The organism is Candidatus Accumulibacter propinquus, from assembly GCF_056856495.1.
In genome coordinates this window covers 1,898,433-1,910,938 of the sequence record NZ_JBSEHC010000003.1, presented here as the reverse complement: position 1 = coordinate 1,910,938, position 12,506 = coordinate 1,898,433, and the positions used below count along the sequence as shown (strand labels likewise).

Genomic DNA, 12,506 nt, shown 5'->3' with positions numbered 1-12,506 from the left:
GGTCCGCAGACCATCACGGCAGGACTGCTCGCCAGAGTTCCTGCAGCAGGCGAACGCCGCCGCCGATCAGCAGCGCCACCAACGCGGAGAGCCCGACCGAGAACCAGGCCTGACGCCAGCCGATCGTTCTGAGCATCACCGCGAAGGTCGACACGCAGGGAATGTAGAAAGTCAGGAATACCAGGAAAGTGGCGATCTGAATCCAGTCGAGAAAAGGGTCGATTTCCATGCTTCCCAGCGCCTGGTAAACCATCAGCAGCGATAACTCCTTGCGCAGGACCCCGAACAGGATCGGCACGCCGAGCAACACCGGCAGGCCGAGCCACCAATGGGTGATTGGCGACAGCAGGAGGTTGATCACCTGGTCGGCGCCGAAATGGTTGAGCAACGCCAGCAGCACACTCCCGGCCACCAGGAGAGGCGTGACGATGGTCACGATATCGCTGGTCCGCTCCCAGGTTCTGACCACAATTCCATGCCAAGTCGGCCAGGCATACGGGGGGATTTCCTGGATCAGACCGACAGCGACGTCGGTGTACCGCCTGGCCAACGCCCCCCCAAGCGCCGTCAATACCACCAGGGTCAGTGCAAAGATGGCGAAAACCCCCAGCCAGCCAAGATATTTCCCGCCCATCGCCAGAATGATTGCGGAACGTGCCGAACAGGGAACAAAGGCCAGCAACAGGGTGGCAACGACGCGCTCCTTGCCGCTGGTCGTCGCGGCGACCAGCGAGATCGCCGGCACGTTGCAGCCCAACCCAACCAGAAACGGCGTCGCGACGCCACCGTGCAGACCAATGTGGTGAAAGCCCCGGTCTACCACAAAGGCAACGCGGTGCATGATCCCGGCCTCTTCGAGCGCGACCAGCAGCAGTACCAGCGGCAGCATATAGGGAATGACAATTCCTATCAGACCAATCAGGCCATCAACCACCGCCCGTCCAACCACGCCAGCAGTAGACTCCGGCTGCCACTGCTGCACCCAGTCCGCCAATGGTGCAGAAGTCCACCCGTCAAGTATGGCGCTGACCTTGAACACCATCAGCAAGACCAGTGCAAACACTGCCAGACTACCGATCAGGCCCCAGCGCGGATGCAGGAAGATGCCGTCGAGAAAGCGCTGACCACGCCCGGAGTCGGCCGAGCCACCAAACTGGGTCACCTGTTCGAAGAGGGTTGCCGCCCGGTGATGGCGATCGGCATGCAGTTCCTCCGACAGCGGGCGGGGCAATTGACGCTCGGCGGCAAGACGGGCGGCAAGCACCTCGGGTAACAGTTCGGGAAAATGACCTGCAAATTCCTGCAGAAAATAGTCGTCGTTTTCCGCCAACTGCATCAGCAGGAACGGCCACGGCGCTCGAAACGCCTCTGCCACCTCCGGACGGGCGAGCAGAACGCGCAGCGATTCGAGGGTGACATCGATATACTTGCTGGGCGCCGACGTTCGCGGTGGCTCCTTCTTTCGCGCGGCCGCGAGCGCCGCCACAAAGACTTCCGAAACCCCCAGCCCCATGTGCGCGACGGTGGCCACCACCGGCACGCCAAGGTGCTCGGACAGCGCCCGCGTGTTGATATACAGGCCCTTGCGACGCGCCTCGTCCACCCGGTTGAGCGCGATCACCAGCGGTTTGCCCAACAGGCACAGCTCGAGCGTCAGTTCAAGGTCGCGCTGCAGTGCCGTCGCGTCGACAACCTGGATCAGGACATCCGGGGATCGAAAGGCCAGTGCGGGCTGTTCGGCTTCGTGTGCGGCAACTGCCGGCCAACGGTCTCCCCAGAGCAGATACTTGACCAGGACCCGGTCGTGCGCGCCAAGCGTATGCAGCGACTCGATGGGCGGCAGGTCGACCAGCGACATCTGCTCCAGTCCGACGTCAACCAGACATTCGTCATAGACGTCGCCGTCGCGGAGCAGTTTACGGTGCTGCGGCGAAGCGCTCGAGGCGGCAAGAAACAGGCTGCTCTTGCCGGTACGCAAGCGCCCGACGAGGACCACGCGCGGCCGCCGTTCTCCGCGCAGCAGTTGCCGAGGTACGGCGACAATCGAGACGCCGGCGTTCAATCGTCCTCATCGCAATCATCGTCGTGGGTATGCCCATGGCTGATTTCGTCGGCGGTCGCCGGGCGAACGTCGGTCACGGTACAGGTAAATACCAGCGCCATCCCGGCCAGTGGATGGTTGCCGTCGAGCACCACCTTGTCGTCGGCGATCTCGGTCACCCGATAGATCAGCACATCATCTTCCTCGTCACCCTCGGCACCCTCCGGCACACCTTCGAACTGCATGCCAACCTGCAGTTCCTGAGGGAACTGGCTACGGGGTTCGAGTTGCACCAGCGCGGCGTCGTATTCACCGAAGGCATCGTCAGGTTGCATCTTGATCGTCACCGACTCGCCGATCTTCTTGCCGTGCATGGCTTCCTCGATCATCGGAAATATGTCGTCGTAACCGCCATGCAGATAGACGAGCGGTTCCTGGCCCGCATCAACGAGTTCCCCATCGACGTCGGTGACACTATAGTCGAGCGTAACAACGGTGTTCTTGGCAACTTGCATGTTCATGAATTGAGTTCCTTAACCGCGCGCAGCATTTTCAGCGCGTGGCCTTTGGCATTGACTCCGTACAGCGCGAGTCGGAGAACGCCTTGTTTGTCGATGACAAAAGTCGAGCGCAGGATGCCGTATTTCGTGACACCATCCACTTCTTTCGCCTGCCAGACACCATACTGTTCACACGCCAGCCCCTCGGCGTCCGAAAGGAGGCACACCGAAATCCCATGCTTGTCACGGAACTCGGCGTGTTTGATGCAGTCGTCGCGGCTGATGCCGATGATCAGGCAGTTCAGTCGCGCGAATTCGTCCTCATGATCGGAGAAATCGGTGGCCTGCAACGTGCAGCACGGCGCATCATCTCTCGGATAAAAAAAGAGAATGAGATTGTTCCTGCCTCGAAACCGGGCTATGTCGATGAGTTCCATATCCGCATCGGGGAGGACGAACATCGGAGCTGCCTGTCCTTCTTTCAGCATGGTGCCCCCCTCAAAGACCCTTCCCGACCGCACGGAAGCGATTGGGTGAAGCAGATTCTAACCAAGCTTCCGGCGCCTGACTACAAGAAAGCGACACCCCGAACCCGTTACAATGAAGCCTCCACCGAACGTTCCATAGGACTCGGCTGCTTCCCGATCCGCGCGCGAGGCTCTGCAGAATACTCGCCATTCTCGAACACAGCAAACCCGGAGAAACCATGATCCATTTTCAACATCTACTGCGCAGCATGCCGCTGCTCACCTTGCTGCTCGCAACGCCGGCCCCGGCTGCCTCGCCCGACAGCAGGACGACCATTGACCTCGCCGCCGAAGCCAGTCGGCCGGCAACCAACGACCTGGCGCGCGCAACGGTCTTTGCCGAAGCCACAGGTGTAACCCCGAGCGACCTGTCGAGACGGATCAATGGGCTGATCTCCGACGGACTCAGGACCGCCAGAAGTTACAGCAGCATCAAGACCCAGAGCGGCGCCACCCACAGTTACCCGGTGTACGGCAAGGGCGGCAAGATCGAGAACTGGCGCATGCGCTCCGAACTGACGCTTGAGTCCAGCGATACCGGAGCACTTTCCGAATTGCTGGGCAAGCTCCAGGCGTCGATGGGTGTCGCCAGCCTGGCGATGCTGCCAGCGCCGGAAACACGCAGGAAGGCCGAAAGCGAGGCCATGCTTGATGCCCTCGCTGCCTTCAGGGCGCGTGCCAAGATCATCGCCGAAGCGCTTGGCAAAGCTTACCGAATCCGGCATCTGTCGATCAACAGCAGCGGCCGGCCACCAGTGGTACCGATCATGCGTGCGGCAGCCCTGGCTTCTGCCGATGCCGCACCGATGCCGATCGAGGGCGGCGATACCCAGATCAGCGCCAACATCTCCGGGCAGATCGAGCTTCTGGAGTGACGGCAGCGAAGCGCGCGACCAGAATTGCTGCTAGCTAGCGCCTGACGGGTCGGGTCGTCGTTGTCGCGGCGACAGCTTTCTCGGCGGCGCCAGAGTTCACCGGTTTCTCGACCGCAGGCTTGTCGGGAATCTGCACAAACACTTCGTCCTGCTTGACCATGCCCAGTTCGAAACGTGCGCGCTCCTCAATCGCATCGTACCCCTGTTTGAGGTCACGCACTTCGGCATCCAGGCCGGCGTTGCGCATCTCGAGTTTGCTGTTGGATTCCTGCTGTTGCTGCAACTGCCGGTCAACGTCCCATACCCGCAACCAGCCGCCTTTGCCCAACCACAGCGGGTGCTGCAGCAGGGCAATGACTACCAGCAGGGCGACAGCCAGCCAACGCACGGCCGTGGACGTCGACGGTCAGTGAATCAGGAGAGATTGTAGAAGGCGTCACGGCCCGGATAACCAGCCGTGTCCCCAAGGTCCTCCTCAATGCGCAACAACTGGTTGTACTTTGCGATGCGGTCTGAGCGCGACAGCGAACCGGTCTTGATTTGCAACGCGTTCATGCCGACGGCGATGTCGGCAATGGTGCTGTCTTCGGTTTCGCCGGAACGGTGTGAAATGACCGCAGTATAAGCCGCCCGCTTGGCCATTTCGATGGCCGCGAAGGTTTCCGACAGCGTGCCGATCTGATTGATCTTGATCAGGATCGAATTGGCGATGCCCTGCTTGATGCCTTCCTTGAAAATCCGGGTGTTGGTCACGAAGACATCGTCGCCGACAATCTGCACGCCCTTGCCAAGGCGCCCGGTGAGCACCTTCCAGCCATCCCAGTCGTTTTCGGCCATACCGTCTTCGATCGAGACAATCGGGAAACGGTCGGCGAGATTGGCCAGATAATCGACCAGTTCATTGGCACTCAACTGCAGGCTCTCGCCAGCCAGATGGTATCTGCCATCCCGGTACAATTCCGAAGCCGCACAGTCGAGCCCGATCAGCACGTCTTCACCCGGGCAATAGCCGGCGTTCTCGATCGACTGGCTGATCAACTGCAGCGCTTCGGCATGGCTGCCCAGGTTGGGCGCGAAGCCGCCTTCATCGCCAACGGCAGTCGAGAAGCCTTTCTTGTGCAGCAGCTTCTTCAGCGCGTGAAAGACCTCGGCACCACAACGCAGCGCCTCGCGGAACGAACTCTGACTCACCGGAAGAATCATGAACTCCTGGAAATCGAGACTGTTGTTGGCATGCTCCCCACCGTTGATGATGTTCATCATCGGTACCGGCATCTGCATGGGCCCCGAACCACCAAAATAGCGGTAAAGCGGCAAGCCCGATTCCTCGGCCGCGGCCTTGGCCACCGCCATCGACACCGAGAGCATGGCATTGGCACCGAGTCGCGCCTTGTTGTCCGTACCGTCAAGATGAATCAGCGTTTGATCGATGAACGCCTGCTCCTGTGCGTCCAGGCCAATGATCGCTTCGGAAATCTCGGTGTTTACGTTCTCTACAGCCTGCAGCACGCCCTTGCCGAGGTAGCGGGCGGAATCGCCATCACGTAGTTCAATCGCCTCTCGCGATCCGGTCGAGGCACCGGAAGGCACTGCCGCTCGGCCCATGACCCCGGATTCAAGCAGAACATCGCATTCGACGGTAGGGTTGCCGCGCGAGTCGAGAACCTCACGGGCGACGACATCAACAACAGAACTCATGGTCTTTCCTTTGTCTTCATAATGTTAAAGTCACAGCCCCGCAGCAACCAGCATGTTCATTTCTGCTGCGTCCCGGCGCGCAGTCCTTGCTGCCTGATACTCTGGGAGGCGGCACTACCTGCGTTCCTCGAAGGGACGAGCCTTGACCACGCGATCGAGCGCTACCAGCGTCGTCAACAGGCTTTCGATGCGCGGCAGCGGCCAGCTGTTCGGTCCGTCGGACAGCGCCAACTCCGGGCGCGGGTGCGTTTCCATGAACAGTCCGGCGATTCCCACAGCCACCGCCGCACGCGCCAGCACCGGGATGAACTCGCGCTGTCCGCCGGAAACGCTGCCCCCTCCCCCCGGCAACTGTACCGAATGGGTGGCATCGAAAACGACCGGCGCTGCGGTTTCGCGCATGATCGCCAGGCTACGCATGTCGGCAACAAGGTTGTTGTAGCCAAACGTAGCACCGCGCTCGCAAACCATGATCGTATCGGCCCCGGCAATCGCATCCCTGGCTTTGGCAACCACGTGACGCATGTCGGCGGGCGCGAGAAACTGCCCCTTCTTGATGTTCACCGGCTTGCCGGTGGCGGCGACGGCGTGAATGAAGTCGGTCTGACGACAGAGAAAGGCGGGCGTCTGCAGGACATCGACGACCGCAGCCACAGCGTCGATATCCTGCTCGCGATGCACATCGGTGAGCACCGGCACGCCAATCTGACGCCGCACTTCGGCGAGTATGTGCAGGCCGCCGTCGAGGCCCGGACCACGCGGGGACTGCCCGGAACTACGGTTGGCCTTGTCGTAGGAGGCCTTGAAGATGTATGGCAAGCCAAGGCGCACACAGATTTCCTTGATCTGCCCGGCCACCTCGACGCACAGTTCCAGTGATTCGGCGGTACACGGACCGGCGATCAAAAACAACGGCTGGTCGAGGCCAGCCTCGAAGCCGCAGAGCTTCATGCCTGCGCCCGGTAAGCGCCTGCCGCCTGCACGAACGAGGTAAACAGCGGATGTCCCCGGCGCGGTGACGAAGTGAACTCGGGGTGAAACTGACACCCGAGAAACCACGGGTGAGCGTTGCGGCCGTCCTTGGGCAACTCGACGACTTCGCACAAATCGGTAACCGGCGCGCGACCGGAAACCACTAGCCCGCTATCCTGCAACTCGCCGAGGAGCGTGTTGTTGACTTCATAACGATGGCGATGACGTTCGGTGATTTCCGCCTGCCCGTAGATTGCGCGGGCCATGCTGCCTTCGCCCAGTTGGCAGCGTTGGCCACCCAGACGCATGGTGCCGCCAAGGTCGGAGTTTTCGTCACGCGTCTCGACGCGGCCCGAGGCGTCCTGCCACTCGGTGATCAGACCCACCACCGGATATGGGGAATCCCTGTCGAACTCGGTGCTGTGCGCGCCACTCATGCCGGCCACGTGGCGGGCGAACTCGACGACGGCGAGTTGCATCCCGAGACAGATGCCCAGAAAGGGAATCCGGTTTTCGCGCGCATGACGTATCGCGGCGATCTTGCCCTCGGTACCACGCCGTCCGAAACCACCCGGCACAAGGATTGCGTCCATCCCCTGCAATGCCCCACACCCGTCCCGTTCGATTTCTTCGGAATCAATGTAGCTGATCGTAACCTTGCTGCGGTTGGCAATTCCGGCATGCACCAGAGCCTCGGTCAAGGATTTGTACGATTCGGTCAGATCGACATACTTGCCGACAAAGGCGATATTGACTACCCGCTCCGGGTGTTCGAGCGCATGCACTATCGTCTTCCAGACCGTCAGGTCGGCCGCTCTGGCCAGGATCCCGAGCTTGTGGCAGACGATCTCGTCAAGCATCTGATCATGCAGCATGGCCGGGATTTTGTAGATCGAATCCGCATCGCGCGCTTCGATCACCGCCTCGCGCTGGACATTGCAGAACAGGGCCATCTTCCGCTTGTCGTCTTCGGGAATCGGTCGATCCGTGCGGCACAACAGGATATCCGGCTGGATCCCGATCTCGCGCAACTCCTTGACCGAATGTTGTGTCGGCTTGGTCTTGAGTTCGCCGGCAGTCGCGATGTAGGGGACCAACGTCAGGTGCATGTAGCAGGCGTTGTTGCGACCTTCCTGCAGACCCATCTGGCGAATCGCCTCAAGAAAAGGTAGCGATTCGATGTCACCCACTGTGCCGCCAACTTCGACGATCGCCAGTTCGGCGCCCTCGGCGCCACGCCTGATATGCGCCTTGATCTCGTCGGTAATGTGCGGGATCACCTGCACCGTCTTGCCGAGATACTCCCCGCGCCGCTCCTTTTTGATCACCGAGTCGTAGATTTGGCCGGTGGTAAAATTGTTGCGCCGTTCCATCCGTGCATTGGTGAAGCGCTCATAGTGTCCGAGGTCAAGATCAGTCTCGGCGCCGTCCTCGGTCACGAAGACCTCACCATGCTGGAACGGACTCATCGTCCCGGGATCAACATTGATGTACGGGTCGAGCTTGAGATGGGTGACCCGGATGCCACGTGACTCAAGGATCGCTCCCAGAGATGCTGCAGCGATACCCTTGCCGAGCGATGAAACCACGCCGCCAGTGACGAATACGTATTTGATCATGGAGATGACTGCAGCGGGAAATCCAGATTGTAGCGGAAAACACCGCAGCCCTCAAACCGCTGCCGTGATGGCGGCATTCGAAGCCGCGCGGCGTCTGAGTCCGGTCCCGACAATCAGCGTATGAACTCGCGACTGATCTCGCGAAAGAGTTCGCTACCCGCCTGCCGCAACCACTCGAAGACCACCATTTCGCGTGAAACGATATCCGCGCCGTGGCTGCGCATACGCTCCAGGGCCAACGCCTTGTCCGTGTTGCGGCGCGAACCGACGGCCTCGTCAACGACGAAAACGCGGCGTCCGGCGGCGAGCAGGTCGAGTACCGTCTGCTGAACACAGACATGCGCTTCGGTACCGGCGACGACGAAATGTGCGCGTTCGCCCCCGTGCGCCTCGAACAAGCCCGATCCGGCGACAGCGGAGAAATGCAGTTTTTCGATCACGCACTCGTCGGGCAGCAAGGCCCGCAACGCAGGCATGGTCGGCCCCAGGCCTTTGGGATACTGTTCGGTGCAAATCACCGGAACCTGCAGCCGTTGGGCCAGTCTGGTCAGCCACACGCCGGCTTCGAGCACCTGCGTGGCGTCATGGATTGCCGGTTGCAGACGAACCTGAAAATCGATCAGCAACAACACGGAATGATCAACATGCATCAACATCACGTATGCCTCCAGAAAAGACACTGTTTCGCGCAAGGCTGGCGCGCAGGAAATCGACGGCGATCTTGCGCCAAACGACTTTGGTCACCGGGAGCGATGGTAATATGCGCGGCGCTGGTCGCCAAGCGCAGCGTCGATCGGCGCGTCTGGCGCCCGGCGCCGCCTCGGACAGCGGGCGAGGTCTTCTCCCGCAGGCTGGCAGGAGAATTCAGATGAAAATAAACCGGTCTCGCGCCATCCTGGTGGTCGTTGCACTGCTTTCTCTGGCCCTCAGCGGCTGTAGCAAGGAACCTGAGGACAGCGTCACTCTGAAGCCACAACCGTCGTCGTCATCAAACACGGCCGATGACGTTCCTACTTCGGCTTCCCTCCTTGCAAAAGCGGCAATCCGCGGCGATATGGTCGAGATCAGGTCACTTCTCGACGCCGGTGCGCAGATCAACGTCACCGACGCACTCGGCAGAACACCACTGCACATGGCGGCTTTTTACGGACGCAGCAAGGCATCGGAATTGCTGCTCGCGAACGGCGCGAGCATCGATGCTCGCGACCGCGTCGGCATGACCCCCTTGCACGCAGCAGTCCTGTCGGGTGGCCGACATGAAGTGGAACTGCTGCTGGACAAGAAGGCCGATGCGAACGCGAAGACCGATACCGGCCAATCACCGCTCCATCTGGCGGCCGCGACCGGACAGCCAAATGTCTCGCGCGTCCTGATCGAACACGGCGCCGATCCCAGGAGCAGGGACAAGAACGGCAAGACGCCGCTTTTTTACGCCATGCGGAACAAGCACCCGATCACCACCGAGGTGCTCCAGCAGTACGGCGCCAAGGAGTGAGAAGGGCCAACGCGGGGGCTGCGCTACTCGTGGGCAGTTCAAGTCCAGATCCTTACACATAACTCAATTTCACCGCTTCCACAGCAACCAGAGCAGAACGATCTCGCAAAGAGCATCCGGCTCCGCAGGCTCAACGTCGTCGGCTTACAGGCCAGCGACTGCCCTTCTGAGCCGCACCGTGGCCCAGAAGGTGCTGCCGATACCCTCCTGGCTGGTCACCCCGACGTCGCCGCCCATCAGGTTGGCAATACGTTTGGAGATGATCAAGCCCAGACCCGTGCCACCATACTTGCGGTTCAACGAGCCGTCAGCCTGAGTGAATGCCTGAAACAGCCGGGCCTGCTGTTCTGGGCTGATGCCGATACCCTGGTCGGTGACCTCGATGCGCAGCAATACGCTGAGGTTGTTTTCCTCCGCGACGCTGGCACGCGCTGTAATCTGGCCGCGTTCGGAAAACTTGACGGCGTTGCCGGTGAAGTTGAGCAGGATCTGCTTGAAACGCCTTGCGTCGCCACACAGCAGGTCGGGCAGGGCCGGATCGATATCCCATGACAGCCCCAGACCCTTGGCGTGTGCCTCTGCGTCGTGCATGTGTAGCGTGTCGCCAACGGCTTCTGCCAGCGAGAAATTCATTTCCTCCAAGGTCAGCTTATCGGCTTCAATCTGGGAGATATCGAGGATGTCGTTAATGACCGAGAGCAAATGTCTTGCGGCGCCCTGGCTTTTCTTGAGCCAGTCAATTTGTTTGGGGTCGGTAGCGCGGCGCAGCACCATGTCAGTCATGCCCATGATGCCATTCATCGGTGTGCGCAGTTCATGACTCATATTCGCCAGAAAGATGCTCTTTGCCCGGTTGGCGGCTTCGGCCTCGTCGCGGGCTTGTGCCAGTTCGGCGGTGCGGGCGAAGACAAGTTCTTCGAGATGGTTGCGGTGCTGCAGGAGTTCCGCTTCCGCCTGCATGCGTGCGGTAATGTCCATGCGTGTGCCGGCAACCCTTAGAGGTAGCCCAGTCGCGTCCCATTCGACGATCCGCCCGCGGTCCAGTACCCAGACCCAATGGCCATCCCTGTGCCTGATCCGGTGCTGGCACTCGAAGAACGGACTCTCGCCTTTCAGGTGGGATTGCAGAGCGGCATTGATCACCGCCCAGTCGTCGGGGTGCGCCATAGATCGCCAGCCATCTGCATCGAGCTTGATCTCCTCCGGACGGTAACCGAGTAATGCCCACCCACGCGCGCTGAGGACCAGCTCACGGTTCGGGAGCTGCAGATCCCACATGCCCAAATTGCCACCCTGCAGCGCCAGTTCCATGCGCTTCTGGTTCTCCAGATCCTTCTGGTAGCCCTCCTGCAGACGCTGATTGAGGATGGCGAACTCGGTGGCGAAGCTTTGCAGGTTGCTCAGATCCCGCTTCATTTCTCGCTGCAGGGTCACCACGCGTTGTCCGGCGATCAGTCTCGCAGTGAGTACATTCGATTTCAGAGGTTTCGACAGAAAATCGTCGGCTCCTGCGGCAAAGGCTTCGACCAGCCGCTCTTCCTGATCCAGAGCTGTCAGCAGCAGAATATAAACGGCCCGCCCGCTCTCCGTCTGGCGCAAGGTGCGGGTCAGTTCAATGCCATCCATCTCCGGCATCATCCAATCAACAATCATCATGTCGGGGAGTTCGGTGCGTGCCAGTTCGAGCCCCTCGCGACCGCTCGCCGCTGCGCTGCAGGTATAGCCGGCCTTGGTCAGCAAGGCCATGAGAATCATGCGGATGCTGCGGTCGTCATCCACCACCAACACACGAAAGCCTTCTGCCGCCTTGACCCTGGACCGCCCGTCGGCGTGTTCGAGGGACGGCGCCGGCGGAGTGTTCATCAACTCGGCAAACGGCGGCAACGTTTCTGACGGCACCTCCAGCAGGCGGCACCAGTCTGTCCAGTCGCCGACGATGCCATCGCAAAGTTTCATCAGATCTACCGCCCCGATCGAAAGCTTGCCGCCGAGCAGAAACAGTTCGGCCATCATGGCGCGCCGACCAGGCTTGGCCGCCATGCACACATCCGCGATTTGCGCTGCGAGCACCAGCGTGAATAGCAGCCGCTCGGAACGCGATCCGGCCGCAAAGCTTGCCGCATCCGGTTGCTCAAGGAAAACCACCGGCTCGGTCAGGCTGGCCGGGAACCCCCAGTCGGCCATGAGCGCGTTCGTCAGTTCGGCGTGATCGAACTCGAACGCTTGCCGCTCCTGCACCAAGAGCGTAATGCTGGGGTGCGGGGCATGCTCCAGTAGCTGCGCATAGTCCTCCGGAAACACACTGGCCAGCCCCAGTTCGCCAATATGGGAAAGCAAGCCTAGCGTGAAGGCTTCGTCACTATGCATGATACGGGAGGAAGCCGCCAGAGCCTGCATGGCGACCGCGCGGGCGAGATTGCGTGACCAGAAGGCGGGGTAATTGAATCCACGGCAGCGAAAAGCCTGCTTGTCAGTCATTAATGAAAAACCTAGCGCCAGGCCACGCACGGACGTCAGGCCGAGGAGGAGGATCGCATCCTGGATCGCCAGTACCGGCCTAACCCCCGGGCCGTGACAGGCATTGGCCAGCTTGAGCAGGCGCGCGACCAGCGCCGGGTCGGCCTGGATCGCACGCGCCAACTGTGCGGATGACACATTGTCCTGCCGCGTCAATTGCACCACGGCCAGCGCCGGGCCTTTGGGCGAAGGTAGGAAGCCAGAGGCTTTGAGCGCTTCGAAACGGGCCTGCAATTTGGGATTCACGACGTTGCCTTTACGC

Annotated in this window: 11 protein-coding genes; 2 read left to right on the top strand and 9 right to left on the bottom strand. The window is 60.9% G+C overall.

From position 1 onward, the window contains the following. Positions 1 to 13 precede the first annotated feature (13 nt). The 3 genes from AC15MQ_RS14585 to AC15MQ_RS14575 are packed head-to-tail and all read right to left on the bottom strand — an operon-like array spanning position 14 to position 3,029. Positions 14 to 2,062: a FeoB small GTPase domain-containing protein gene (locus AC15MQ_RS14585; protein ID WP_483080476.1), complete on the bottom strand. Its 2,049-nt coding sequence runs from the start codon at positions 2,060 to 2,062 to the stop codon at positions 14 to 16. Then, a complete protein-coding gene (locus tag AC15MQ_RS14580) occupies positions 2,059 to 2,556 on the bottom strand; it encodes an FKBP-type peptidyl-prolyl cis-trans isomerase (RefSeq protein ID WP_287651982.1) in 498 nt (165 codons plus the stop codon). Before AC15MQ_RS14580 ends, AC15MQ_RS14585 begins: the two co-directional genes overlap by 4 nt. A gap of 2 nt (positions 2,557 to 2,558) precedes the next feature. After that, entirely contained in the window at positions 2,559 to 3,029 is a 471-nt protein-coding gene (locus AC15MQ_RS14575) for a peroxiredoxin (RefSeq protein WP_287651906.1), read from the bottom strand. 218 nt (positions 3,030 to 3,247) lie between these two features. Between AC15MQ_RS14575 and AC15MQ_RS14570 the strand changes: the two genes are divergently transcribed. Beyond that, positions 3,248 to 3,943 (top strand): SIMPL domain-containing protein, encoded by a 696-nt coding sequence (locus tag AC15MQ_RS14570; RefSeq protein WP_483080475.1) that lies wholly within the window; start codon positions 3,248 to 3,250, stop codon positions 3,941 to 3,943. Positions 3,944 to 3,977: 34 nt separating this feature from the next. On the opposite strand, the gene ftsB is transcribed toward AC15MQ_RS14570, so the two are convergent. The 5 genes from ftsB to AC15MQ_RS14545 all read right to left on the bottom strand — a co-directional run bounded on the left by ftsB (position 3,978) and on the right by AC15MQ_RS14545 (position 8,888). Then, entirely contained in the window at positions 3,978 to 4,331 is a 354-nt protein-coding gene (gene ftsB / locus AC15MQ_RS14565) for a cell division protein FtsB (RefSeq protein WP_483080474.1), read from the bottom strand. 26 nt (positions 4,332 to 4,357) lie between these two features. Continuing rightward, positions 4,358 to 5,641, bottom strand: coding sequence for a phosphopyruvate hydratase (gene eno / locus AC15MQ_RS14560; RefSeq protein WP_287651909.1), 1,284 nt, complete (start codon positions 5,639 to 5,641; stop codon positions 4,358 to 4,360). A gap of 114 nt (positions 5,642 to 5,755) precedes the next feature. After that, positions 5,756 to 6,592, bottom strand: a complete 837-nt coding sequence (kdsA, locus tag AC15MQ_RS14555; RefSeq protein ID WP_287651910.1) for a 3-deoxy-8-phosphooctulonate synthase — start codon at positions 6,590 to 6,592, stop codon at positions 5,756 to 5,758. Beyond that, on the bottom strand, positions 6,589 to 8,232 hold the full coding sequence (locus AC15MQ_RS14550; RefSeq protein WP_287669742.1) for a CTP synthase: 1,644 nt from the start codon (positions 8,230 to 8,232) through the stop codon (positions 6,589 to 6,591). Before AC15MQ_RS14550 ends, kdsA begins: the two co-directional genes overlap by 4 nt. 113 nt (positions 8,233 to 8,345) lie before the next feature. Then, positions 8,346 to 8,888 carry a hydrolase gene (locus AC15MQ_RS14545; protein WP_287669744.1) on the bottom strand — a complete coding sequence of 181 codons (543 nt, stop codon included), beginning with the start codon at positions 8,886 to 8,888 and terminating at the stop codon, positions 8,346 to 8,348. Between the two features lie 212 nt (positions 8,889 to 9,100). Between AC15MQ_RS14545 and AC15MQ_RS14540 the strand changes: the two genes are divergently transcribed. Further along, entirely contained in the window at positions 9,101 to 9,727 is a 627-nt protein-coding gene (locus AC15MQ_RS14540) for an ankyrin repeat domain-containing protein (protein WP_483080473.1), read from the top strand. A 144-nt stretch (positions 9,728 to 9,871) separates the two neighbouring features. On the opposite strand, the gene AC15MQ_RS14535 is transcribed toward AC15MQ_RS14540, so the two are convergent. Further along, positions 9,872 to 12,490 (bottom strand): HDOD domain-containing protein, encoded by a 2,619-nt coding sequence (locus AC15MQ_RS14535; RefSeq protein ID WP_483080472.1) that lies wholly within the window; start codon positions 12,488 to 12,490, stop codon positions 9,872 to 9,874. Positions 12,491 to 12,506: the final 16 nt, after the last annotated feature.